The organism is Streptomyces sp. NPDC001100, from assembly GCF_053598575.1.
On the sequence record NZ_JBSFKO010000073.1, the window covers coordinates 1 to 24,219 of the forward strand.

Sequence of the window (24,219 nt, forward strand, 5' to 3'; positions counted from 1 at the left end):
AGTCCGATTCCTCCCCGGCCTGAAGGCCGGGGCATCCTCGGAGGTTCCAGGTGACGGCTGTGCTGGGCGCGGCACTCGTGAGCTGCGGGTCCCGGCACCCGATCGCCGCCGACGGCAACGGGCAACAGACCAAAGGCAAGAGCGACTACCCACGGCTGGCTGACGCACCCGAGCAGGTGGAACCGGACGGCACAACCATTCTGGTGGGCGACCCCAAGGCGCCGGTGACCGTGCGCCTCTACGAAGACCCGCGCTGCCCGTACTGCAGAGAGTTCGAGACCACGGGCGGCGGCCCGGTCCTGACCAAGTGGGTTCTGCGGCACAAGGTCCAGGTCGAGTACACGATGGCGTCGTTCCTGGACCCGCGGCTGGGAGGGAACGGGTCGAAGAAGGCGGTCAACGCGCTGCGGGCGGCAGTGGCAAGCGGGAAATTCGCCGAGTACCACGCCGTCCTCTACCAGAACCAACCCTCCGAGGAGGTCGACGGCTTCACCGACGCGCGCCTCCTGCAACTGGCGAGCAAGGTGACGGGGCTGCGCAGCCCGTCCTTCGACACTGCGGTGACGTCCATGAAGTACCAGGACTTCGTGGACTCCTCCGAGAAGGTGTTCGCCGCGGCCGGGCACTACAACGGGCACGAGGGCCCCGGCACACCTACTGCCGAAATAGACGGGTACCGGATCCCCGTCGAGTACAGCGGGCTCCTCTACAAGGCAGACCTCTTCGACCAATACCTGACAAAAGTGATCAGTGCGGTCGCGTGAGCGGTGCTCCACCGGAGGCATGTCGTAGCTCATGCCGTCGGTGGGCGTGTCCTTGTCGACCGGCTGGACGGCTTGGCCCAGTGACGAGTGAGGCGTCTCGGTGAGCCCGTTCACGCTGGTGACGGCGAGGGCGCCGACGAGTACGGCCGGGACGACGACCGAGGGGCGGAGCCTGCGGAGGATCTGGAAAGTTGATTGACATGCCCCTTTTGCCACATCAATCAATTCCCGAAAACCGTAATCACCACAGCCCGTCGCTGCGGTGTCGGGCGTTCCTCGGCGCGTCCAACAGACCGGCGCCCTCCACGGGCCGCGTGGAGGATCCAGCAGCTCGCGAAGTCACCGTTCGTGATCAGACCTCGGAGTTGAAGGACGGCTGCCGTCCGGCCTGCCCGTACTCAAGAACCGTCGAGCCACCCGCAGAGTGGGCGTCCCGATGCCAGACTGGACCCGAGGAAAGGTACGTCATGGAATTCGGCTGCCAACGGAGCGTTCGCGGGACAAGTGGGGCCGGCTCGGACCACGGAGCCCGGCCGGGTTCGCCGTACGCGGCGAGGTTGGCGTGGGAGGGCGCGGCGCTGGATCTTCTCTCGTGGGAGTGCGGTGGCGCGAGATACCGAAGAGGGAGCCGAAGGCCCTGCCCCACCCTGATCGGTCTGGAGCGAGGATATGAGGCCCATGAACGATAGGGGCGTCACATCCGGAGGCGCAGCGGGGGGACGCGTACCGCCGGACTTCGCCGTCGTCATCGACGCCAGCGGGGTGGTGATGGTGTGGAGCGCCGGGGCTGAGCAGTTGCTCGGCTACGAACCCGCCGAGGTCGTGGGCCGGCCGGCCGCCGAACTCCTCGCCGCCCGCCTGCCCGAGTCCGCGCGGCGCCACGTGGCCGTCGGCCAGCGTGTGGCCAGTGAGGTGGCGCTACGGCACCGGGGCGGAGACCGTGTCGTAGTACGGCTGCAGGGCACGCCGATGGCAGACGCAGGACCCGGTCGCCTCTGGCTCGTGACGGGAGCCGCACCGGCCATCATGGCGGAGCAGCCCGAGCCGGGGTCGGAGGCCCTTTGGGATCTCACGCTCGCGCAGCTCCCCGTGCCGGTGGCGGTCTACGACCTCAAGGCCCGGCTGGTGGCCGCCAACGCGGTCATGGCCCAGGTGATGGGCATGACCGTCTCGGAGATGAGGGGCAAGACCCTGTGGGAGATCGAGCCCAGTCCCCCGTTCGACGAGTACGACCGCCTTCAGCGGCAGGTCCTGCGCACCGGGGAGACGGTGTTCCACGAGGACCACGGCAAGGCCCCCGGCGAGACCCGGGACCACGCCTGGTCCATGTTCATCTCACCGCTGAAGGATGAGGGCGGCACGGTACAGGGGCTGTCCGCGGCCGTCTTCGACACCACGGAGCAGTACTGGGCCCGCCGGCGTCTGGTGGTCCTCAACGACGCCGGACTGCGCATAGGCAGCACCCTGGACGTGTCCCGGACGGCCGAGGAACTGGCCGACGTGGCCGTGAGCGGGTTCGCCGACTTCGTCACGGTGGACCTGCTGGAGTCCGTCGCGCGGGACGACGAGCCGGAACCGGTACCGCCCGACAGGCCCGTCACAGTGCGCCGCACCGCCCAGCGGTCGGTGCTGGACGGCTGTCCGGAATCGGTGGTGGCCACGGACGGCCTGCTCGTCTACCCGATCGGGACGCCGCCGATGCGGACCCTCATCGGCGGCCGGGCCACACGGCACACGGCGGGAGAGCCGGGGATCCAGGCGTGGATCAGATCCTCCGAGGCCCGCGCCGAGACAGTGACCAAGTACATGATCCACTCGCTGATGCTGGTACCGCTGCGCGCCCGAGGGGTGACCCTGGGCCTGGTGCACTTCCTGCGGCACCGGACGGCTGAGCCCTTCACCGAAGACGACCTGCTGCTCGCGGAGGAGATCGTCGCCAGGGCTGCGGTGAGCGTGGACAACGCCCGCCGCTACACCCGCGAACGCCGCACGGCACTCGCGCTCCAGCGCAGTCTCCTGCCCGACCAGCCGCGCGACCTGGCGGCGATGGAGGTGGCCTACCGCTATCTGCCGGCCGGTTCCGGCGCGGACGTGGGCGGCGACTGGTTCGACGTGATCCCGTTGTCCGGCGCCCGGGTCGCCCTCGTCGTGGGCGACGTGGTCGGCCACGGCATTCACGCCTCGGCCACGATGGGCCGGCTGCGGACCGCCGTACGCACCCTTGCGGACGTCGACCTCGCTCCCGACGAGCTGCTCACCCAGCTGGACGATCTCGTCATCCGGCTCGACCGGGAGGAGGGCCCCGAGGCACGCGGGCGGGTACAGGACACATCGGGAGAGGTCGGGGCCACCTGCGTGTACGCCGTGTACGACCCGGTGTCCCGGCGCTGCACCATGGCCCGCGCCGGACATCCGCCGCCCGCCGTGGTGACCCCCGACGGCGACGTGCGGTTCGTCGATCTGCCGGCCGGGCCGCCACTCGGCCTCGGCGGCCTGCCCTTCGAATCCGTCGAGATGGAGATGCCGGAAGGCAGTCTGCTCGCCCTCTACACCGACGGCCTGGTCGAGGCGGCCGACCACGACATCGACGTAGGACTCAGCCTGCTGCGCGAGGCGTTGAGTGGACCGGCCGCACCGCTGGAGGAGACCTGCGACGAGGTGCTGCGCACCGTGTTGAGCGAACGTCCCGGCGACGACATCGTGCTGATGCTGGCCCGCACGGCCGCGCTCGACGCCGGCCAAGTACGTACCTGGCAGCTGCCTAGGGATCCCGCGGCCGTGGCCAGGGCCCGCAAGATGGCGGGCGAGCAACTGGCCGTCTGGGGGCTGACGGAGGCTGCCTTCGCCACCGAGCTGATCGTCAGCGAGCTGGTCACGAACGCCATCCGCTACGGCGCCGACCCCGTCGTGCTGCGCCTCATCCGCGACTCCACACTCATCTGCGAGGTCTCCGACGGCAGCGGCACCGCGCCGCACCTGCGCCGGGCACGTGTCTTCGACGAGGGCGGGCGCGGGCTGCTGCTCGTCGCTCAGATCGCCGAGCGCTGGGGCACCCGTCAGACACCCACCGGCAAGACCATCTGGGCGGAGCAGGCACTGCCCACCGGAACACCGGGACCATGATGCGCCGCCGCTCGGCGATCGTCGACGACGGCGCAACACGCCCTCGGGCTCGTTCCGTTGCCCATGGTCAGCAGCGTCGTACGTCCTTGGTCAGGACACCCTGTTCGGTGGCGAGTGTGTGGTCGTAGCACACCCCGGCTCCGCGGAGCCGGTACCGCTCGCTCGTCGTCGCCACGGCGTGCCGGTCCGCGCGGGCCACGCCCAGCGTGAACGTCGCGTCTCCGGCGTACTTGTCGTCGCTGAGGATGCCGTCCGTGCGGGCGTGGTCGTCGATGGACATGATCACACGGAGCCGGTTGTCCGTGTCGATCGTCGAGCGGCCGTCCAGGGTGTACGTGCGGTCGGTGCGGGAGGTGTGGCCGCTCACGGTGACCTTCTGGGCGTCGGTCCAGCGGCCGGTCTGGTTGTCGGTGTTCTCGTCCGGGGTCCAGTGGTGGGTGATCGCCGTGGTCAGGGACCGGTCGACCGTGGTGGTGACCCGGCCGTGGGAGGTGTCGAGGTAGCCGGAGACCTTCAGGCTGTGCGCGCCTTCCGTCACCAGGCTGCGCAGGGAGCCGTCCTCGTAGGTGTTCGTCACCTTCGGCGCGGACGACGTCTTGTACGAGGTCACCGCGCCCGTCACCACCGACTTGTGGGCGTCCTGCCACACCAGGATGTTCGTCGGCGCGCTCCAGCCGGTCTGCCCGCTGGGCACCCCGACCACCGACACGTCCACGGTGTGCGCCTTGCCGTCGTTCAGCTCACCGGCGAAGGGGGTCAGGTCGAACTCCAGCGGCCGTACGTCGAACGCGGTCGGCGACGGGAGCACCGACCACAGGTACGGCGACCAGCCTCCGGTCCACACGTTCGGGTAGGGCGAGGCGATCCCGGCCACCTTCCCGTCGATGCTGACCTCGACCTCGCGGTACGGGCCGTCGTCCCCGCCCTGGCAGGAGTACGACGCCGACGGCGTGACCGCCGAGTACCAGAACTCCTCGCAGCCACCGCCCGATCCGGTCGCGTACACCTCGGCGAGGATCCGCTCGGAGTTGCGCGGGGTGGTGAGCCTGGCGCCGGTCGTCACGCTGTCGGCGTCGCTGAGCGGGATGACCTGGTCGGGGGCCGACGTGGCCGACGGAGTCCGGTCCGGCTCGGGGGCGTAGAAGGTGAGCGTGACCTTGACGTCGAGAACACCGGTGTAGGTGTCGTTGACAACGTTGCCGATGAGCATGTCGACGGACTGTTCACCGCTCAGCGTCTTCTCGTACCGTGTCAGGTCCTTCTCCACCGACCAGTCGATGCCGTCCTGCGACGGTTCCGGTGTCGACGTGCGGAACACCTCGACCCCGCCGATGTCGAGATACCCGAGCCGGTCGTACTGCCGACCGGCCACGCTGCCGTCCATACGCAGGACGACCTTCGACCAGCGGCCCGGTGTGCCGCAGCCGGTGGGAGGGCTGTAGGTGCCGGTATAGGGCGTGAAGTCCTTGAACTTCGCCTCGGCGACCGTAACCGAACAGGACTTGGTGTGCGGGGCGGCGATGGCCGGGGCGGCGGTGAGCGGGTCGTGGTAATCGGTGCCGAACTCGGCCGGCACCGTCATGGCCCCGGCGGGCGGAGCCGCGCCCAGGGTCAGGCCGAGCGAGGCGGCCGCAGCGGCGAGAGCGAGCACCGTCCGGCGCAGTCGACCGCGGGTCGTCAGATGTTCCATGCAGCGCAGTGAACCCACCTGTGCCGTGGCGTCACCAGACGTGCCGGGGAGGATTGAAGAGGTCTTGACCAATCGACCACCGGACGAAACCGTATGGCAACACTCCCGACCCATGGCGCACGGTGCGCCCGCGGACACCTGCACGGAGCGTGACTCGTGCCCCTGGGATGCCGGACAGTGCGGTCAGAACATCGTGTTGTCGTTCACAGGGCTCTCCGGTACCGGCTGGACCAACAACTCCATCGACTGCTCGCATGCAGAGACATTCAAGATGCAAACCATTCCCGGACCGGCGAGCCAACCTGACTGGAGCGGCGCATTACTTACGCTGGTCAGCGACGCATGGCCCGTGTGCCACCAGCAGACCAAGACCCCGCCGGGCACTCCGCACACATGAAGCGCCCTGGTTCGAATGGAGACTCGATTTCATAAAAGGATCGAGTCATGGCACGACCTTCCCGTTACCCGCTTGAGGTCCCGCCGTCGCACGGTGCGCATGCTCGCCGAGGGAAGTGACGGCTACCCGAACGAGACGGCCGCCCTGCAGGCGGTGGCCGGGAAGCTCGGCACCGGCTCGGGCGAGACGCCGTGGAACTGGGTGAGGCAGCACGAGATCGATACGGGGACGCGTCCGGGGACGACGACGGAGGAGTCCGCCCAGCTCAAGGCGTTGAAGAAGGAGAACGCCGAACTGAAGCGGGCCCACGAGATCCTCAAGGCCGCAGCGAGTTTCTTCGCGGCCGAGCTCGATCGGCCACACACACGCTCGTAGCGTTCATCGATGAGCACCGGTACCGCTTCGGCGGCGTCGAGCCGATCTGCAGAACCCTCACCGGGCACGACTGCAAGATCGCCCCTTCCATCTACTACGCCCACAAGAAACGCCTCCAAGCTCCCTCCGCCCGTTCCCTGCGCGACGAGGAACTCAAAGAGCACATACAAGAGGTCCACACGTCCAACTACCGCGTCCACGGGGCCGAGAAGATCTGGCGCGAACCAAACCGGCAGGGACATGACGTGGCCCGCTGCACCGTCGAGCGCCTCATGCGCGAACCCGGCATCACCGGCGCCGTCGGCGGCAAGAAGGTGATCACCACGCTGCCCGGCGGGCAGGCCGCACGGGCGCCGGACCTGCTGGACCGCGACTTCGTCGCTGCCGCCCCCAACCGCTGCGGGGTCGCGGACTTCACCCACGTGAAGACCTGGGCCGGAGTCGTCTGCGTCGCCTTCGGCGTGGACACGTTCTCCCGCCGGATCGTCGGCTGGCCCGCGGCCACCGTGAAGGAAACGGTCTTCGTCCTGGACGCTCTGAAGATTGCCGTGTGGCAACGCGACCGTGACCAACACCTGGTTCAGCCAGGCGAGTTGATCCACCACTCAGCGTCGCCGGGTCGCAATATACGAGTTTCCGGCTCGCCGAGCATCTGGACGCAGCCGGCATCGCCGCCTCGATCAGATCGGTCGACGACGCCTACGACTGTCAGTCTCTTGGCACCGGATCCCGCAAGGATCGGGTAGTCCCGGCCGAGGCGGTCTGACTCTTGTTACGACCGACCCTGCGGGTGTCCTGGCGTTGATCTGTCGACCGTCCGGCCGGGCACGCAGCAAGCGCTGCCGCCAGCCGGACGTGACCTGATAGGAGCCTGGAGCCAACTCGTCAAAGCGTCCCCGTGACAGTCCTGTCCGTCCGACCGGCGACAGCGTGCAGCTCACGCCACCGGCCGGAAGGAACGCGGTGAACACCAACGAGCAGCACAGATCTGGGCACGTCGTGATCGGCGTCGACACACACAAGCACGTGCACGTCGCGGCAGTTATGGACACCATCGGCGGAATCCTGGCGACATTGACGATCCCCACGGACACCGGCGGATTCCAGCAACTCCTGGACTGGGCAACCTCGTTCGGCAAGGTGCTCGCATTCGGGGTCGAGGGCACCGGCTCCTACGGCGCCACCCTGGCCTCGTTCCTCCGCGCCCGGCTGCCGCGCGCGATGGAGACGTCAGGTGAGGTCCGAGACCCAGGCATCGACGCTCGTGAGGATGGCGCCCTGGTGGGGGAACACCTTCTCGGTCAGGACCCGGTGGACTTCGGGGTCGCCATCAACACAGCCGTCGGCCAGGACGGTGAGGCGGTAGTCGAGGTCAGCGGCCTGGCGCAGGGTGGACAGGACGACACCGCTGGTGGCCAGACCGGTCAGGATGAGGTGGTTGACGCCGGCGCCGCGCAGGACGAGGTCGAGATCGCTGCCGGTGAAGGCGCTGACGCGCTTCTTGGTGACGATGCTCTCGCCGGGCCGGGGCGCGACGTCGGGGTGGATGGCGGCCCCAGGGTCGCCATCGATGAAGGCGTCCTCGGGCAGGGCGCTGAACATCGGGCTGGACTTGGCCTCGGGGTGGCCCGCGCGGAAGCCGACGACGACGTACACCACCGGAATGCCCACAGCCCGGGCAGCGGTGACGGCTCGGGCGAGACGGGGCGTGTAGTCGGGGTCGAGGTCGGGGACGCGGCCGATGATGGCCTTCTGTACGTCCATCACGAGCAGGGCGGAGTTGGGCACGGGTTCATCCTTGGTGTCGGGGTGGGATGGGTCATCCTGCGCGGCGGGGCGCCGCGAGGCGGATCCTTTCGGGCACGGGGCCCGGCAGCCGTCGGTTACCGGCCGGGGCGCGGGGGTTCGCTCTGGGCGAGGTCGTCGGCTTCGCGCCCGATGCGGCGCAGTGAGGGGTCGACGGCGGTGACCACGAGGAACAGGACACTGACGGCAAGCATGAACAAGGCGAGATGGTGCAGTCCACCGGTGGTGACGTGCTCGCCGAAGAAGGCGCCGTTGGCGGCGGAAGCGATGATGGCGCCGAGGTAACCAAAGGTGCGCAGCAGCCCGGCAGAGGAGCCCATCCGGTCGGCGTCGGCCTGGTGGTAGACAGCGTTCTGCAGGGCAAGGCTGTTCAGCCCCTGCGGGATGCCGAGGACGATCACGACGGCCAGCAGCATCCACACCGGGCTGTCGGAGTGCAGGAGGAGCAGCAGCGCACAGGTGGCGATCTGGCCGAGAGCACCGACCAGGAGCTTGCTGCGGACGGCCTGGCGTCGTCCGGTGAGGGTGGAGACAACGATCGCGATGGCGAACAGGGGCAGCTGCATCAGGCCGGCCTGCGAAGCGGAGAGGCCGCGTCCTTCCTCCGTCCACTGGGTGTAGCCGTACAGGAAGGCGTAGGTGACGATGTAGCAGAGCAGGGTCCGCCCGTAGGTGGCCAGCAGCGGCAGGTTGCCGCCGAGGACGCGTACGTCGATGAACGGCTGCCGTGCGTACAGTTCCCGCCAGGCGAAGCCGGCGCCCGCGGCGACGACCAGGAGCAGTAGGTACCAGTCACCGACGCCCGGGTTCATCAGGAACAGCAGGAGGCAGACGAGCGCTGCGGAGAACAGGCCCATGCCCGGCAGGTCCAGGTCGCTCACCGGACGGTGCCCGTCGGCACGGCGGGAGCCAGGGGTGACGGGGATACGGCGGGCGCCGAGGTAGAGACCGGCTATCGCGAGGGGGATGTTGACGGCCAGGGTGGCGCGCCAGCCGCCGGCGCCGATCAGCAGGCCGCCGAGGCTGGGGCCGATCACTGCGATGGTCTGGGTGGTGACGGCCAGAGCGGTGAGGACGCCGGCGGGGCTCTCGTGGCCGGTGCGCCGGGCCTCGCTGCGGATGAGGTACATGGCCGCCGGATAGCCGGAGCACGTACCGAAGCCCAGGAGTACCCGTGCGGCTATGAGGACGCCGAGGCTGGGGGCGAGCATGCCGACGACGCCGGCAATGCCGGTCAGTACGGTCCCGGCCAGGAACAGACGGCGAGGCCCGAAGAGATCGATCAGCCGGCCCACCACCGGCTGTCCGATGGCGGTGGCCAGGTAGAGGGCGGAGATCAGCCATGCGGTCTGGGACGGCGGGGCCCCGAAGGCGGCGCCGATCGGCACCAGGGAGACGGAGATGATGGAGGAGTTGACCGGGTTGAGGGCCGCTCCCGTCATCATCGGGGCCAGCAGACGACGGTCGAACCCGTCGTACGGGCGCTTGCCCCGGCTGGGACGCAACCTGTGCAGGACGCCGCTCACGAGCGCACGATCCGTTCCAGTAGGGCGGTTGCCTCGAGAAGCATCCGGCGCTCCTCTTCGGTGCACTGCTCCTCCAGCGCGCTGGCGAGCCAGCCCTCACCGGCCCGGCGGCGGTCCTCCAGGAAGGCGTGGCCGCTGTCGGTGACGAAGACCAGCTGACGTCGGCCGTCCTGGGGATCCGGACGGCGGGCGACCAGACCGCGCTCTTCCAGGGCGCCCGTAATGGTGGCCACTGACTGGTGGCGGACCCGTTCGGCGGCCGCCAGGTCACTGACCGACGCCTCGCCGTCCTTGTCCAGACGGCTGAGGACGGACGTCTGCGACGGTGTGAGCTCGCCGCGGTCGTAGGTCTCGCGCAGGCGGCGCCTCAGCCGGCTGAAGACCACACGGACCTCGCGCGCTGCGAGTACGGCCGATTCGGACACTCCGCCGGTGGTGCCTACGATCTCATTCATACACTCAGGCTAACTTGCGCAGTCCAGGCTGCGCAAATGAGCCTACATATCTCCGCTCACAAGATCACACATCTCCGTTCACACCATGACGAGGGCCCCACAGGGCCTGGACAGCCTGCAGCAAACACGCCTACAGCTTGAGGCTGAACGCGAGCGTCAACGGGATCAACTTCAGAGCGAGCACGTCCGAGAGCGTCGTGAACCCCGAGCTCAGGCGTACACAGCCTTTCTCTCGTTCGTCGACGACGCCATGAACGCCCTTGAGCCAGTTCCGGTAGATCCAACCGACCAGGCGATCCGTCGCGCGTTCGAGCAGATGGGCGCCAAGGTGCCTGAACTCCGCTCCCTGGAGACGCGCGTGCGCCTCGAAGGCCCGGATGTCATCGTTCCAACCGTCGAAAAGATCACAGCAGGAATCACAGTGGCGTGAACCTCTCTTGATGAGATCCCTCCCGACATCGGCGAAGTCGCGCACCAGGTCGAGGGAGAACTACCGAAAGTAATCGACCAATTTTTTGACCAGGCACGACGTACTCCCGATGGCGACTGACCCCTACATTCACCCCAGACTTAAAGTGCTCGCTTCCGCCAAGGTCTGGCGCTCTTTGCAGTTGATCTTTCGCATTAGCCTCGATCTTGCATGAGGGTCCCTCAGCTTGCCGAGGGACCCTCATGCAAGATCGAGGCTAGAGGGCGACGGACGACGCCATCGTGGCGACAATACGGGGACGGGGCGTCTCACCCGCAGCGACAGCGCCGGCAAGAACGTCACCGGGGGCACCGAGGGCGGCGGGAAATCGGATCAGACTCGCCAGATCGGCGAGACCAGAAGAAGGACGGAACTCTTTCGGGCCTTTCACGATCGGACCCTAATGTAAATACTTGAACCTTCACGCATATTTACGCCCTCATTTTTGTGAAGAAATCGTGCACGCTCGAACTGAATAGCCGTCAGGCCGCCGGTTGTACGAGGCCGGATTCGTAGGCGTAGGTCACCGCCTGGACGCGGGAGCGGGCCCGGATCTTGGCGAGGATGTGGCTGACGTGAGACTTGCCGGTGGCTGGGGCGATGCACAGCCGGGCGGCGATCTCGGCGTTGGACCAGCCCGAGGCGACGGCGAGGAGGACGTCGCGTTCGCGTCCGGTGAAGGTGTCGGACCCGGTGTGCTGGTCAAGGGGGTAGGGGGTGCGCTGTTCGCGGACGGCGCCGATGAGTGCGCGGGTCAGTGGGCCGGGCCGGACTCCGTCGGCACCTGGCCGGCGCGTCCGGCGCCCGGCCGCGCGGACGTTGATCATCCGCTCGTGGTCACGCCATTCCGGAAGACGAGCTCAATAAGTACGACTCTCAACTCCATGCGGGAAATTCACCGGCCGCAATCGTCAGCTCGGCCCTCGGCCGACAACGGTTCAGCACATCAGGTCCGCCTTGGAGATGCGGCCGTGGACGCCCTTGACGATGTCGACCACCTGGGAGACGTGGAAGTCGGCTGCCGCGCTGAGGTAGGCCAGGCCGACGGGGCCCGGGACGCCGTACTGGTCGGTGAGGAGGGTGAGTGCGTCGCGTACGGCGTTGCGCAGGGCTTCGTCGAGGTCGCGGTCGAGGCCCAGCACTATGTGCTCTGACGGTGTTTCCGCAAAGGGTGCACGCAGCCGGGCGGCCAGAGAGCGGGTGGCCGGGTCCGTGTGGAGCGTGAGGCGGAGGGTGGCGCGCAGGGGTGCCTCGAAGGCGGTGAGGGCGACTTCGCCGTCGCCCTGGGAGAAGTGCGGGTCGCCGACGTAGAAGAGGGCCTCGGGGACCTGGACAGGGAGGAAGAGGCGGGCGCCGGTGCCGAGATGGCGGACGTCGATGTTCCCACCGTGCGGGCCGGGCGGGACGGAGTGGACGGCGGATTCGGTGGCCGGGGCGACGCCCATGATGCCCAGGAACGGGCGGAGCGGGAAGGCGAGTTGGCGGCCGTCGCCGACCGGGAGCCGGCCCCGGCCGTCCTCGCCCACGGTCGCGACCAGGCTGGACGGCTCGCCCTCGGGTGTCTGCGGGTATTCGCCGGGCAGGGCACCCTTGCCGTGCCGGTTGCTGATCACTCCGTAGGGGGCGCGGCGGAGCAGGGTCAGGACCTCGACCTCCAGGACGTCGCCGGGCCGTGCGCCGTGCAGTGCCACGGGTCCGGTGACGACGTGCGGGCCGTGCGTGTGCGGCAGGTGTTCGCGTGCGGAGGCGGCCAGTTCGACGGCGTCGTGCAGCAGGCCGTTCGGGGCGATGCCGGCCGCCCCGAAGAAGGCGGCCGGGTCGCGGCCCTGGTCTTCGAGGATGCCCTCGTGGCTGATGGTGTCGAAGGTGACGGTCTCGCCCGAGCGGACGGTCAGCGCCGGTTTCGCGGTGGCGTTGGGCAGCAGGCCCCAGTGCACGCGGGAGGGGTCGGCGGGGAGGTAGTGGTCACCGTCCAGGAGACCGAGTCCGGGTTGGAGGAGCTTCACTTCAGGGCCTCCCGCAGGGCTCCGGCAGTGAGGGTGAACCCGAAGCACTGGCGGACGTTGTAAAGGGTGGCGTCCATGCAGTAGGCGGGCGAGGTGGTGGCCACCGCGTCCTCCACCACGACGACGTCGTAGCCGAGGTTCGCGGCGTCCATGAGGGTGGCCAGGACACACTGGTCGGCGTTGACGCCGGCGAACAGCAGGGTGTCGACCCGCAGGTTGCGCAGCACGCTGTCCAGCTCGGTGTCCTGGAAGCCGCTCATCCGGTACTTGGAGACATGGAGGTCGCCGTCCGCGGTATCCAGCCCGGCGACGATCGCGGCCGAGGGACTACCCCGCTCCAGTACCCGGCCACCCGGGAGCGGAGCACCGATGCCGCCGCCGGTGCCGTCCGCATCGTAGACATGCAGAACGCCCGGCGGAAGGTTGGCCCGGTCGGGGCGGTTGCCCCAGTTGAGCCAGATGACGGGGACGCCGGCGGCTCGCAGCGGGGACAGCAGGCCGGCGATGACGGGGATGGGAGCACGCGCGGGGGTCACGTCCACGCCGACGGAGGCGAGCCAGCCGTCGGGCGAGCAGAAGTCGTTCTGCATGTCGACGACGATCAGCGCGGTCGCGGCGAGGTCGGCGGTCACTGTCTGTGGGAGTGCCTCGACAGTGACCGGGTGCGGGTCGCGCTGGGGGCGGGCCAGTACCACGGTCTTGCCGTCCGGCCGCCAGGCGTTGCGGGAGTTGGGTCCGATCAGGCCGTGGGCTTCAGGCATGCGCGGGGTTCCTCGGATCGGTGATGATGAAGTCCAGCAGGGCTCGGTCGGTGCCCCGGGCGCCCAGCGCACACAGGCCCACGGGAAGCGAGCGCACCCGCAGCAGCGGGGCCACGACCGCCGGGAGTCCGGCCAGGGAGGCGAGGCAGGTCAGCCGGAGGGTGGCGGCACGGACGGCCTCCACCTCCTCGGGCGGCGCGTCGGCGAGAGGGGCGGGACCACTCGTGGCCGGCAGTAGCAGGGCGGTCCCGGGCGGAAGTACGGCGTCCAGCGTCTTCCGCCCGTCGGACAGGACCTGTTCCGCCTGCGCCCGCTCGGCCGCGCTCACCCGGCGGCCGTTCTCGAAACGCGCCGCGACGTCCGGGGCGAGTGCGTCCGGATGACGGGTGATCCACGCGCCGTGCTGCTCCCAGGCTTCGGCGGCCTGGACGGTGCGGAAGGCGGCGAACCATTCCTCCAGGTGCTCGGCGGCTCCGGTGCGGGTACGCGTCAGGGGCAGCTCGGTACGCAGGGTGAGTGCCCGGCAGGCAGCCTCGAAGGAGGCGCGGACCTCGGGTTCGGCGAGCGAGACCAGTTCCTCGTCCACCATGCACCTGGTGATCGGCGCGATGGTGTCCCCCGGTGTCAGCAACGCATCGGCCGCCGTCCGCAGCAGGACGGGATCGCGGGCGAGGAGTCCGGCGGTGTCGAACGAGGGTGCCAGCGCCAGCAGGCCCCCGTCGGGGGTGGCGCCGTGGGTGGGTCGCCAGCCGTACAGGCCGCAGTAGGAGGCGGGCACGCGGATCGAGCCGGCGGTGTCGGTGGCCAGCCCCAGGTCCGCCCAGCCGCGGGCCACGGCGGCGGCCGGGCCGCTGCTGGAGCCGCCGGTGATCCGGCCGGGTGCGGCGGGGTTGGCGGGGGTGCCGTAGTGCGTGTTGGTGCCGGCGAGGCTGAAGGCGAGTTCGTCGGTCTGGGCGATGCCGGCGAGTTCGGCACCCTGGTCGAGCAACTGCCCTACGGCGTCCGCGTGTTGCGGTTCCGTGCGGGCCTCGGCCAGCCAGGCGGGGTTGCCCGCACCAACGCGCTGTCCCGCCACCGCGAACAGGTCCTTCACCGCGAGGCCGACATGGGCCAGCGGGCCCTGACCGGTGGACGCCACGAGCGGCCCGTCGGACACCCGCCACACCGCCGGGTCCGGGCGGTCGTCCGGCGTCGGCGCGGATACGGCGCTCACGTGCGCGGCGGCGATCCGCCACCCGGCGTCGGTGTGCTGCCACACCTGCGTCTGGAGCCCGCGCGTACCGTCATGTCGCTTTGTCTCGGCGGTCACGACCGCGGCCCCCGCCGCCGGACGGACCACGTGCACCCGCTCGACCACCCGGGCGGGAGCCCCTCCCCTCCCCCGCCGGAAGTCGGCGATGGCGGTGTGGCCCACAAGGACGTTGTCGCCCTCGGCGCGCAGGGTGTCGGGCGCGTCGAGGAACCAGTGGTCCAGCCCGGTCAAGTCGTTGGCGGCGAGCGCCTGTTCGTAGGCCCAGAAGGCGGCGAGGAGATCCATACTCATGGCGTTCCCGCTCGCAGGACGGTCAGATCCTGCTCGTCCAGGGCGGCGACCGGTCCACGTTCGATGAGATCCGCGAAGCCCTCGTCAGGGGCCATCACGGTGAGGGTGTAGAGGCGTTCGGTGGCGGACGTGTTCACGATGCGGTGCTTGGAGCCGACGGGCAGGACCAGGACGTCGCCGGGGGCGAGGTCGCGCTCGTGCTCGTCGCTGGCGGCGCGGCCGTGGCCGGCGAGCACGACGAACGTCTCGACGGACTCCGGGTGCCAGTTGAGGGGCTGGGCGCCGCCCGGTTCCCAGACCTCGAAGACGACCGTGGTGGGCGAGCCGTCCCGGGGGCCGGTGAGCACGGCGAGCTTGACGGTGTCCCCGGCGGTGATGTGGTGGGCGGTGATCTCGCGCAGCGGGGTGTGGAGCGGAGGGTTGGCCATGGAGGGCTCCCGGTCAGCGGTTGGGCAGGAAGCGGGCGCATTCACGCAGGGCGGCCGCGCCTGCGGCGATCGACGCGTCGACAAGCTTGCGGCCCAGTTCGGGCGTGGCTCCCGTGGGATCGCCGATGAGGCCGTTGCCGGTGGCGAAGTCGTCGCTGGTCCAGCCGAAGGACACCGGCTTGCCGAAACCGATGTGCTCGTACGCGGTGAGGTGTTCGGGGACGCTGCGGCGGGCCTGGCTCATGTCCACCAGGTCGGGGCGGAGGTGGAGCATGGCGGCGGTCTCCTTGAGTCCGCCGTGCACGCCCATGCCGTGCTCCGTGGCCGTGGACGTGCCGCCCTGGTCGGCGGGGAGCGAGGCGTGCAGCAGGAAGGTCCGCAGGCCGTGGCGGGTGCGCAGTTCGCGCAGGGCCACGCCGAGCAGGGCACTGTTGCCGCCGTGCGCGTTGAGGAAGGCGAGGCGCCGGATGGGCCCTGCGGCCAGGGAGCGGCCGAGATCGTCGAGGACGGACAGGAGGCTCCGGGCGCTGAGCCACAACGTGCCTGCGGACCAGGCGTGTTCGTCGGACTTGGTGTAGGCGAGGCCCGGCAGCAGCGTGACGTCGCAGCTCTCCCCCGCGAGCTGGGCGGCGCCCTCGGCGACCGCCTCGGCCATGTAGTAGTCGGTGGCGACGGGCAGATGGGGCCCGTGCTGCTCGATCGCGCCGACCGGCAGCACGGCGACGGTGTCCTCGCCGAACCGCTCGATCTCCGGGCCGCTGAGGTCGATGAACCGGGTGAAGGTCACGGCGTCTCCTGCGAAGTGGCGGGAATCTTGCCGGGGTTGAGCAGGCCGAGCGGGTCGGCGGCGCGGGCCGTCTCCCGTACGAGGTCGAGGCGGCGGTCGACGTACCAGTTGTGCGGGCTGTGCACGCGGACGCCCAGGGCTTCCAGGGCGGCTGTGCCGGCGTACACGGTCTGCTCGTCCTGGTAGCGGGCCATGAGCATGCCGACCGTGCCGGAGCGCATGCCCTCCAGGTGGAGCAGGGTGTCCGGGAAGACCTTCCGGATCTCGGTGGTGTCGCCGAGCAGGACATCGCCGCCGATCTCCAGGTGGAACCAGCCGTCCTCGGCCTTCATCAGGTGGTAGGTGGGGTGGTTGAAGGACATCGAACTGATCAGCGCGGGGCCGTCCGGTGCGGGCCGGATGTCGAGAACGCTGCCGCCGTGCGACCGGACGATCTCTCGTGCCTGGTCGACGGCCTCCTCCTCGATGATCGCGCGCACACTCAGGGCCGTGGGGTCCAGCGCGGGGTCCGGCGGGTAGACCCCCACGAGGCCGGCCTCGTCCAGCGAGGCCAGGCGCGGTGCCGGTTCGAGGCGTACGAGCGCCGACAGCGCGGCCGTGGCGGACGCCCAGTCGGCGAAGGCCGCGAAGAGGCCCGTCCAAGTGCGGGCCCGCTGGAGCCGTACGGTCGCGGTGGCGATGATCCCGGTGGTGCCGTAGGCGTGGATGTACGGCAGTGCGTCCGTCTCGCTCACGGTGAAAGGCTCGGCGTCCGCCGTGCACGGTACGACCGTCAACTCCCGTACGAAACCGTCGCTGTTGGTCTTGTGCACCAGGGACCCGGTGCCGCCGCTTCCGCCGGAGAGGAAGCCGCCGACCGTGGTGCCGAAGGTCGACGGGAACATCCACAGCTCCTGACCCAGGGTGCGGGCGTGGCCTTCGAGGTCGGACATCCTCGCCCCGGCCTCGGCGCGGATCCAGCCGTCGCCGGCGTCGAGGACCCGGCCGCAGCCGGTGAGGTCGAGGACCGCGCCGTCGTACAGGGGGATCGCCTGGCCGTAGTTGCCGGTGCCCTTGCCGCGCGGGGTGAGGGGGATGCGGTGGCGGTGGGCCAGGGCCAGGATGCCCGGGATCTGCTCGTGCGCGGTGGGGCGCAGGACGGCCTCGGCGTGGCCGGCGGGAAGGCGCGCGGACAGGATGGGCGACATGTGAGCCCAGTCGCAGGAGGCCTTCTCCCGTGCCGCCGGGTCGCGGATCACCCCGTCGGTGCCGAGGAGTTCGGCGGCCTCGGCGCAGAACTCCTCGATCCCGGGCGTGGGACGACGTTCCGCCAGGCCCAAAGCCCGTCCGTCGTCGACGAGTTCGGTGAGTGCGGTCAGGTTTCCGGTCGTCATCACTTCAGTCCGATCGAGGGGTCGATGAACTCGTCGGTCGCCAGGTCCTGCGCGGTCAGTCCCGCCTTGACCTTGGCGCCGCTCTGCTCGACGAGGGGGGTGAAGGTCTTCAGGGCGGATGCGACACGCTTCGTGTCGAAGCTCCCGACGCTTCCGTCGGCCTCATTGCCGAGGATGCCGAGCTTGACCATCTGCTTCGCGGCGAAGGTGCCGGTGCCCTCGGAGTAGACCCAGCCGGTGTTGTACTGCTGGACCAGGTCGGCGATGAGCTTGACGGTCGCCGACGGCTTGGCCGCGTAGTCGGCGGTCGACTGCTGCAGGACGGGGACGAGCTTCTTCAGGCAGGGGCTGAGGGACTTCAGCTCGCCACTGCGCACCGAGAGGGCTTCCGGGTAGACGTTGTAGCCGACGTCCGCGAGCAGCTGGTACTTGATCGGCTTCTTCCAGGCCGACACCTCGTGCTGGTAGATGTACGGCTCGGCGGTGGCGAAGCCCTGCTGGGCGATGCCCGGGTTGGACACGAAGCGGGCGGGCGCGCCGTCGTAACTGCCGTCCAGCTGGCTCTTCTTGATCAGGCCTTTGGAGACCAGCAGCGAGGCGTAGGTGCTGCCGTTGACGTAGACGACCTTCGCGTTCGACTTCCCGATGTCCGCGATCGCCTTCCAGTCGGGGTGGGTGGCGGGGTCCCACATCAGGACCTGCGGGCTCTTCTTCATCAACGCGGCGACGGCCGTGACCGGCTGCTTGGCGGACGCCGTGATCGCCACGTCGGTGGTGACCGTGCCGAGGGTGATGCTCTTGTCGACGTACATCTGCGAGGGGACGGTCTGGTAGCCGATGGCGGAGCCGCCGGCCCGGATCTGGATGTCGACGCCGGTGTCCTTGCCGCCGATGACCAGCGGTCCGGTGATGCGCTTCTTGTCGGAGTCGACGGTGTAGCCCGGGCCGACGAGGTTGTAGAGGGGGCCGTGTTCGGCCTCGGGCTCCCAGTCGACCTGGACGACGACCGTCTTGGGGCAGACGCCGGCCAGGTTCTGCGCGGCGGGAGCCGCCTGGAGCTTGTCGGCGGAGCCGGTGGAGGCGGTGGAGCCACCGCCGCAGGCCGTGATCGATACCAGGGCGATTACGGAGGAAACGCCCGCGATGGCGACGCGTCTGTGTGAAGAGGGCATGACTGAACTCCCTGAGGGACGAGTGAGGAGGAGGGAGAGGCGGGAGCGGGCTACGGCCGGTCGGCCGAGGCGTGCCAGGAGCCCACGGCGAGGCGGGCCACGAGGGTGAAGACGGCGAAGACCGCGACGCCGAAGAACGAGGCGAGGATGATCGCGGCGAACAGGTCCTCGGACTGCAACCGGGAGCGGTAGACGTCGAGCAGGGTCCCGATGCCGGGTTCGCCCTGCTTGAAGAACATGTCACCGACGATCGCACCGATCACCGACAGGCCGGAGGAGGTGCGCAGACCGGTGAAGACCGAGGGGAGGGCGGCGGGCAGTTCGAGCTTGCGCAGCCGGGCCCAGCGGCTCGCCCGCTGGAGGGTGAACAGGTCGTGGTGGGTGCGGTCGACCGACTGGATGCCGAACAGGGTGTTGGCGATCATCGGGAAGAGGGCGATCAGAACGCAGACGACCACCCGGCTGGTGAAGCCGAAGCCGAACCAGAGGCCGATCAGCGGCACGATCGCGAGGATCGGCACGGTCTGCAGAATGACCGCATAGGGGTACAGGGAGCGCTCCAGCCAGCGGGCCCTGCTCATCAGTACCGCCACCGTCACCCCCAGCAGGGAGGCGATGAGCAGCCCGACGAGCGCGACCTGCGCCGTGAGCCACAGCGCCTGGAGCATCGGCTGCAGATGGGTCCAGTCGAGGAAGGAAACCGTCAGCACCTGCTGCGGGGGCGGGACAAGGAAGCGTCGGTCGGGGCTGAGCAGCAGATAGCTCGCGGCGTACCAGAGGCCGAGGGCCACGCCGAGCGAGCCGAGCGGGGTGAGCACCGCGGAGGGCCGGATCCGGCGCCGGCGGGCCTGCCTCGCGGTCTTCGTCAACTGCGCTGCCGTTACGGCCACTTCGGCCGGGGCGGTGATGTCGGCGCTCACTGGAGACCTCCTCGCAGAGCCGCCGAGACCTCGCCGGCGATGCGGCCGAACTCGGGGTCGTAGCGCAGCTCGGCCGGGCGGGGATGAGGGAAGGGGACGTCGAAGGAGGCGGTGATCCGCCCGGGGCGTGCCGACATCACGACGACCCGGCCGGCCAGGAAGACGGCCTCGGTCACCGAGTGGGTGATGAACAGGGCGGCGAAGCCGGTCTCGGCGTAGATGCGCTGGAGTTCCTCCTGCATGCGCAGGCGGGTCATCTCGTCGAGGGCGCCGAACGGTTCGTCGAGGAGGAACAGCGAGGGCCGGGTCATGAGGGCGCGGGCCAGGGACACGCGCATCCGCATGCCTCCGGACAACTGCCCCGGCAACTGCTTCTCGAAGCCCTCCAGGCCGACCAGCCGAAGGGCGTCCAGGGCCCGCTCGCGCCGCTCGGCCTTCGGGGTCCCGGTGAGTTCGGCGGGGAGTTCGACGTTGGCGAGGACGGTGCGCCAGGGCAGCAGGGTCGGGTCCTGGAACACGTAGCCGACCGAGTCGGTGGGGGCGTGGACCGTTCCGCCGGAAGCGGTGTCCAGGCCGGAGGCGAGGCGGAGCAGGGTGGATTTGCCGCAGCCTGAGGGACCGACGACGGCGACGAACTCACCCGGGGCGATGGAGAGTTCGAGGCCGGTCAGGGCGGTGGTCCCGTTGGCGAAGTGTTTGTCGACGCTCTCGAATCGCAGCGTCGCGTCGAGCGTCTCTTCGGTGATGGTCGGCACATCAGCTCCCTTCAGTGCCACAGTGCGGAATGTTGATAGCATGAACATTGATTGTTTCCAGCCAGTGTCACGGCCGTATCCATTCGCCAGGACCCGGCGATGACCGCCCTCAGTAGAGTTCGCGGACCACCGACGTACGGCTGACCAGCCGCCCCCCGGCGAGGACGAGCCGCTCGGGACAGGACGCGCCGAGCGCCTCCGACACCGTCCGCGCACGCACCGCCAGAAGATCGGCGACAGCCCCCTCGTACGGTCCCGCCGCAGGCAGGCCGAGGACGGCGCGGGCGCCCGCGGTGACCGCGTGCAGCGCCTCGTCCGGGGCGAGATGACCGGCCGTGACCAGCAGGGACGCGGTCTCCAGCGGATCCGCCCGGCCCACGGGGTTGAACGGGTCCCGGATGTTGTCACCGCCGGCCGCGACCCTCACGCCCGCGTCCAGCAGCGCGCGTACGGCGGTGAGGCCGCGCGGAGTGGACGACGGACGGCCTCGGCCCTGGAGGTAGAGGTTCGTGAGCGGGAGGGCGACCACTCCGATCCCGGCAGCCGCGACCTCCTTGGCCGTACGCGCCGCCTCGTCCGGCTCCATCGCGCCCAGGCTGACGCAGTGACTCGCGGTGACACCCGGGACGAAGCCACGCTCCCGCACGGCACGGGCGAGCAGGCGCAGGTCCCCCGCGCCCGGGTCGAGGGTCTCGTCCGCGTGCAGGTCGACCCCGACATGGTGCTCGGCGGCGATGCGCAGGGTGCGTTCCACGGAGGCGGCGGGGTCGGCGGACAGGTGGGGGCAGCCTCCCAGCAGGTCCGCACCGAGTTCGAGCGCCTCGTGCAGCAGCTCGTCCGGGGCATCGATGTGCAGGACGGCGATCTGGAGCCGTACCCGCCCCCGGAGCTGTCCGCGCAGCCGGAGCAGGGCGCGCAGGCCGCGCAGCGGATCACCGGTGCCGTAGCTGCCGTCGTCCGTCAGGAGGTCCACGTGGCTCCTGACGGCCGTCACACCGTTCGCACACATCTCGTCGACGGCCCGCCCTGCGCGCTGGAACACGTCCTCCTCGGTGACCCGCGCGGCGTACGCGCGCCAGGCGGTGACGGCCGAGAGCAGGTCTCCGGGCAGGGCGCCCGCCAGGTCCCAGGTCAGAGCCTTGTCCAGGTGGGCATGCGGTTCCGCGGGGGCGGGCAGGAGCAGGTACCCGGTCAGGTCGAGTTCCTGAGGGCCCGGGGGAAGCACGCCGGGTGGGGCGACCCGGACGACGAGTCCGCTGTCCGGGGCGAGCAGAAGGTCGCGGACGTCTCCGTCGGGCAGCCGGGCGCCGCGCAGGAGCAGAGGTGGCATGTCAGCGGTCCGTTCCGTGCGGCGCGGTGAGCACCGCGAAACCGTCGAAGTCATGGCGGCGTGCGGGGACGCCGAACATGTCGGTGGAGGCGTACGGACGGGTGCGGCCGTCCCGCACGGCCGCGAACGCCTCGGCGACCCGGCCCACGAAGTCCGCCGACTCCCGGTGCCGCAGATTGTGGCCAAGCAGCGCGGTGGAGACGGGCAACTCCGCGAGGCGGCGCGTCGAGTCGGCGAAGGCGGCCACGTCGGCGCCCGGCACATGGGCGAAGAAGGTACCGCTGATCAGTGTGTCCCCGGCGAGCAGCAGCCCGGTCTCCGGCTCCCACAGGCAGATGCCGTCCGGGGAGTGCCCCGGGGTGTGCAGCACCTCCAGGCGGCGCCCGCCCAGATCGACGACGTCTCCTTCGCGCAGCAGCCGGGTGGGGCGTACGGCCTCGATGCGCCAGTCGGCCAGGTCGGGGATCGGCCGCACCTCGACGCGGGAGTCCGTCAGGAAGAAGCCGCCGGCGTCCAGGACGTGGAACTCCTCGTACCGCTTGCGCAGGTCGTGCGCGAGGTGCGCGTACGCCTCCAGCCACTCGTACGGGGCCGGAGCCGTGTGCAGGGCGGCTCCGTCGGCGTGTACGGCGATGTCCTCGGCGTACGTGGCCAGGGAGGCGTTGCCGCCTCGGTGGTCGAAGTGATGGTGCGAGTTGACGACGAGCAGCGGCAGCCCGGTCAGCCGCCGCACCCGCTCGCCGATGTCGGCGATGCCCATGCCCGTGTCGTAGAGCAGGGCCGTCTCGTCGCCGAGCAGGAGGTAGCTGTTGACGTGGCCGGGCTCGCCGATCAGGAAGGCGCCCGGGCCGGTTTCGGTGACCTGGAACCAGTCGGGGCCACTCACGCGGCACCGAGCGCGTGGTAGCGGCGGTCGTGGTGCACGAGCGCGGTCGGTCCGCCGGTTCCGGTCACCACGTCCTCGACGGCCGCGACGATCAGGTGGTGGTCCCCGGCCGGGAGGTCGCGTGTGACGCGGCACAGCACCGAGTACGAGCTGTGCGCGAGCAGCAGCGGCAGCCCGCCGCGCGCCTCGGGCGTCCACTCCAGGTCCGCGAACCGGTCGCCGGTGCGGTCGGCGAAGCGCCGGGAGACATGCTCGCCGCCGGAGTGCAGGATGTTCAGCGCGAACCTGCGGCCGCCGAGCAGCGCGGGCAGCGAACGGCCGCCGCGGCCCACCCCGATGGCCAGCAGTCGCGGTTCGCGGCTCAGACTCATCACGGCGGTGCTGGTGAAGCCGACCGGGCGCCCCTCCGGGGTCACGGCGGTGACGACACAGACGCCCCCGGCCAGGGCGGCCATGGCGTCTAGGAAGGCGGAGTCCGGCGGGCAGGCGACGGAACGGTCGGAGGTGGCCGCGGCCATGAGGGGGCTCCCTTGGGGCTGGGCGGGACGAGGAGGCACGTACGACCCGTGCTACTCGATGGACTCGACGACACCTAGAATGTTCGTGCCATCAACATTGAGCGTAGGGCCTCGGTGTTTCACCGGCGTAAAACCTCCTCCTGTCCGTCTCCGGGGCCGAAACGGCCCGCTGGCCTCGCCCCTTAGGATTCCTGCCATGCCGGCCCAACCCGCCCACAGCCCGTCGCCCGCCACCGGGGACACGGACGCGCCTCTGCGCGCCGAACTCGGCAGCGCGATCCGCAAGTTGCGCAAGGAACGGGGCTTGACCCTCGTCCAACTGGCCGAGCGCGCCGCGCTCTCCCACCCGTTCCTCAGCCAGCTGGAGCGAGGGCTGACCCGCCCGAGCATGTCGTCCCTGCACCGCATCGCCCGCGCCCTCGGCACCACCCAGCAAGCACTCATGACCGTGGCGGCGGTGCCGCATCCCGGCACCTCGGCCGACTCGGTCCACCTGATGCGTTCGCACGAGGGCCTGCCCGTGGCCAACCGCGGCGGCGGAACGGCACGCATGCTCGGGGCCCCCGCCTACCCCGTCCACCCCGTGGAGTACACGGGGGTGGGGGAACAGTTCGACGAGTACTTCGACCACCCGAGTGACGAGTTCGTCTACGTCGTTACCGGTGAGATCGAGATCGACCTGCAGACAGCGGACGGACCCCGTCTCCACGTGCTCGGCCCCGGAGACAGCATCTACTACCGCGGAGGGACTCCCCACCGCTGGCGCGCGGTCGGTGACGGTTCACAGGTACGGCTCCTCAGCGTCCAGAACGCGACGGGCGAGGCCGACCACCACCCCTGATGCGGACATGGCGGGACGCGGCTGAGGGGGGCGGGGGCCCGCGTCGTCCCGGTTCAGCTTCGCTTCAGTGGGCCGCGGAGGATTCCGTGCGCAGGAACTCCGCGAGGCTGCGGGTAGCCGTGTTGTGGTCCGTCGCGGCGAACAGCGGGTCCAGGTGGTTCATGCCGGTGTCCGACTCGTAGACGCCGTAGGGCACCCTGGAGCCGACCGCGACCTTGCGGGCGCCCTCCAGGACCGACGCAGCATGAGGTCGAGTAGCCGGGGGGAATTTCACCCCCCGGCCCTCACAGATCC

Annotated in this window: 23 protein-coding genes and 2 pseudogenes; 6 read left to right on the plus strand and 19 right to left on the minus strand. The window is 70.0% G+C overall.

Features of this window, described 5'->3' with window-relative positions; genetic code table 11:
• Positions 1 to 50: 50 nt before the first annotated feature.
• Both ACWDEW_RS47910 and ACWDEW_RS47915 read left to right on the plus strand, forming a co-directional pair.
• Entirely contained in the window at positions 51 to 764 is a 714-nt protein-coding gene (locus tag ACWDEW_RS47910; RefSeq protein ID WP_450522541.1) for a DsbA family protein, read from the plus strand.
• 678 nt (positions 765 to 1,442) lie between these two features.
• The gene (locus ACWDEW_RS47915) at positions 1,443 to 3,887 is read left to right on the plus strand and encodes a SpoIIE family protein phosphatase (RefSeq protein WP_450522543.1); all 2,445 of its coding nucleotides are present in this window, start codon (positions 1,443 to 1,445) and stop codon (positions 3,885 to 3,887) included.
• Between the two features lie 67 nt (positions 3,888 to 3,954).
• Here the strand turns inward: ACWDEW_RS47915 and ACWDEW_RS47920 are convergent, their stop codons facing one another.
• Positions 3,955 to 5,577 (minus strand): peptide-N4-asparagine amidase, encoded by a 1,623-nt coding sequence (locus ACWDEW_RS47920; RefSeq protein WP_450522545.1) that lies wholly within the window; start codon positions 5,575 to 5,577, stop codon positions 3,955 to 3,957.
• A 469-nt stretch (positions 5,578 to 6,046) separates the two neighbouring features.
• On the opposite strand from ACWDEW_RS47920, the gene ACWDEW_RS47925 reads away from it, so the two are divergent.
• The 3 genes and pseudogenes from ACWDEW_RS47925 to ACWDEW_RS47935 all read left to right on the plus strand — a co-directional run.
• On the plus strand, positions 6,047 to 6,349 hold the full coding sequence (locus tag ACWDEW_RS47925; protein WP_450522575.1) for a transposase: 303 nt from the start codon (positions 6,047 to 6,049) through the stop codon (positions 6,347 to 6,349).
• A gap of 137 nt (positions 6,350 to 6,486) precedes the next feature.
• On the plus strand, positions 6,487 to 7,095 hold the full coding sequence (locus ACWDEW_RS47930; RefSeq protein WP_450522571.1) for an IS3 family transposase: 609 nt from the start codon (positions 6,487 to 6,489) through the stop codon (positions 7,093 to 7,095).
• A 253-nt stretch (positions 7,096 to 7,348) separates the two neighbouring features.
• Positions 7,349 to 7,543: pseudogene (locus ACWDEW_RS47935) on the plus strand (IS110 family transposase); the annotation flags it as partial.
• Positions 7,544 to 7,579: 36 nt separating this feature from the next.
• Here ACWDEW_RS47935 and ACWDEW_RS47940 read toward each other — a convergent pair.
• The 17 genes from ACWDEW_RS47940 to ACWDEW_RS48020 form a co-directional block, all read right to left on the minus strand.
• On the minus strand, positions 7,580 to 8,137 hold the full coding sequence (locus ACWDEW_RS47940) for a cysteine hydrolase family protein (RefSeq protein ID WP_450522546.1): 558 nt from the start codon (positions 8,135 to 8,137) through the stop codon (positions 7,580 to 7,582).
• A 95-nt stretch (positions 8,138 to 8,232) separates the two neighbouring features.
• The gene (locus ACWDEW_RS47945) at positions 8,233 to 9,600 is read right to left on the minus strand and encodes an MFS transporter (protein WP_450522573.1); all 1,368 of its coding nucleotides are present in this window, start codon (positions 9,598 to 9,600) and stop codon (positions 8,233 to 8,235) included.
• Positions 9,601 to 9,677: 77 nt separating this feature from the next.
• On the minus strand, positions 9,678 to 10,136 hold the full coding sequence (locus tag ACWDEW_RS47950; RefSeq protein ID WP_450522547.1) for a MarR family winged helix-turn-helix transcriptional regulator: 459 nt from the start codon (positions 10,134 to 10,136) through the stop codon (positions 9,678 to 9,680).
• 130 nt (positions 10,137 to 10,266) lie between these two features.
• Complete coding sequence (locus ACWDEW_RS47955; RefSeq protein WP_450522549.1) at positions 10,267 to 10,611, minus strand: hypothetical protein; 345 nt, start codon at positions 10,609 to 10,611, stop codon at positions 10,267 to 10,269.
• 476 nt (positions 10,612 to 11,087) lie between these two features.
• Positions 11,088 to 11,432, minus strand: a complete 345-nt coding sequence (locus ACWDEW_RS47960) for a response regulator transcription factor (RefSeq protein WP_450522551.1) — start codon at positions 11,430 to 11,432, stop codon at positions 11,088 to 11,090.
• Between the two features lie 111 nt (positions 11,433 to 11,543).
• Positions 11,544 to 12,611 carry an acetamidase/formamidase family protein gene (locus ACWDEW_RS47965; protein ID WP_450522552.1) on the minus strand — a complete coding sequence of 356 codons (1,068 nt, stop codon included), beginning with the start codon at positions 12,609 to 12,611 and terminating at the stop codon, positions 11,544 to 11,546.
• Complete coding sequence (locus ACWDEW_RS47970) at positions 12,608 to 13,372, minus strand: cysteine hydrolase family protein (protein ID WP_450522554.1); 765 nt, start codon at positions 13,370 to 13,372, stop codon at positions 12,608 to 12,610. The genes ACWDEW_RS47965 and ACWDEW_RS47970 overlap by 4 nt, the downstream gene beginning before the upstream one ends.
• A complete protein-coding gene (locus ACWDEW_RS47975; protein ID WP_450522555.1) occupies positions 13,365 to 14,915 on the minus strand; it encodes an amidase in 1,551 nt (516 codons plus the stop codon). The genes ACWDEW_RS47970 and ACWDEW_RS47975 overlap by 8 nt, the downstream gene beginning before the upstream one ends.
• Complete coding sequence (locus ACWDEW_RS47980) at positions 14,912 to 15,343, minus strand: cupin domain-containing protein (protein WP_450522557.1); 432 nt, start codon at positions 15,341 to 15,343, stop codon at positions 14,912 to 14,914. Before ACWDEW_RS47980 ends, ACWDEW_RS47975 begins: the two co-directional genes overlap by 4 nt.
• A gap of 13 nt (positions 15,344 to 15,356) precedes the next feature.
• A complete protein-coding gene (locus ACWDEW_RS47985) occupies positions 15,357 to 16,130 on the minus strand; it encodes a creatininase family protein (RefSeq protein ID WP_450522558.1) in 774 nt (257 codons plus the stop codon).
• Positions 16,127 to 17,503 (minus strand): FAD-binding oxidoreductase, encoded by a 1,377-nt coding sequence (locus ACWDEW_RS47990; RefSeq protein ID WP_450522559.1) that lies wholly within the window; start codon positions 17,501 to 17,503, stop codon positions 16,127 to 16,129. The genes ACWDEW_RS47985 and ACWDEW_RS47990 overlap by 4 nt, the downstream gene beginning before the upstream one ends.
• The gene (locus ACWDEW_RS47995) at positions 17,503 to 18,675 is read right to left on the minus strand and encodes a hypothetical protein (protein WP_450522561.1); all 1,173 of its coding nucleotides are present in this window, start codon (positions 18,673 to 18,675) and stop codon (positions 17,503 to 17,505) included. Before ACWDEW_RS47995 ends, ACWDEW_RS47990 begins: the two co-directional genes overlap by 1 nt.
• A gap of 50 nt (positions 18,676 to 18,725) precedes the next feature.
• On the minus strand, positions 18,726 to 19,595 hold the full coding sequence (locus ACWDEW_RS48000; protein ID WP_450522563.1) for an ABC transporter permease: 870 nt from the start codon (positions 19,593 to 19,595) through the stop codon (positions 18,726 to 18,728).
• Positions 19,592 to 20,371 carry an ABC transporter ATP-binding protein gene (locus ACWDEW_RS48005; RefSeq protein WP_450522565.1) on the minus strand — a complete coding sequence of 260 codons (780 nt, stop codon included), beginning with the start codon at positions 20,369 to 20,371 and terminating at the stop codon, positions 19,592 to 19,594. Before ACWDEW_RS48005 ends, ACWDEW_RS48000 begins: the two co-directional genes overlap by 4 nt.
• Positions 20,372 to 20,459: 88 nt before the next feature.
• Positions 20,460 to 21,680 (minus strand): amidohydrolase family protein, encoded by a 1,221-nt coding sequence (locus ACWDEW_RS48010; RefSeq protein WP_450522567.1) that lies wholly within the window; start codon positions 21,678 to 21,680, stop codon positions 20,460 to 20,462.
• Between the two features lies 1 nt (position 21,681).
• A complete protein-coding gene (locus ACWDEW_RS48015) occupies positions 21,682 to 22,566 on the minus strand; it encodes an MBL fold metallo-hydrolase (RefSeq protein ID WP_450522568.1) in 885 nt (294 codons plus the stop codon).
• Positions 22,563 to 23,084, minus strand: coding sequence for a flavin reductase family protein (locus ACWDEW_RS48020; RefSeq protein WP_450522569.1), 522 nt, complete (start codon positions 23,082 to 23,084; stop codon positions 22,563 to 22,565). Before ACWDEW_RS48020 ends, ACWDEW_RS48015 begins: the two co-directional genes overlap by 4 nt.
• A gap of 196 nt (positions 23,085 to 23,280) precedes the next feature.
• On the opposite strand from ACWDEW_RS48020, the gene ACWDEW_RS48025 reads away from it, so the two are divergent.
• A complete protein-coding gene (locus tag ACWDEW_RS48025) occupies positions 23,281 to 23,925 on the plus strand; it encodes a helix-turn-helix domain-containing protein (protein ID WP_450522570.1) in 645 nt (214 codons plus the stop codon).
• A 64-nt stretch (positions 23,926 to 23,989) separates the two neighbouring features.
• On the opposite strand, the pseudogene ACWDEW_RS48030 reads toward ACWDEW_RS48025, so the two are convergent.
• Positions 23,990 to 24,219, minus strand: a pseudogene (locus tag ACWDEW_RS48030) (hypothetical protein); the annotation flags it as partial.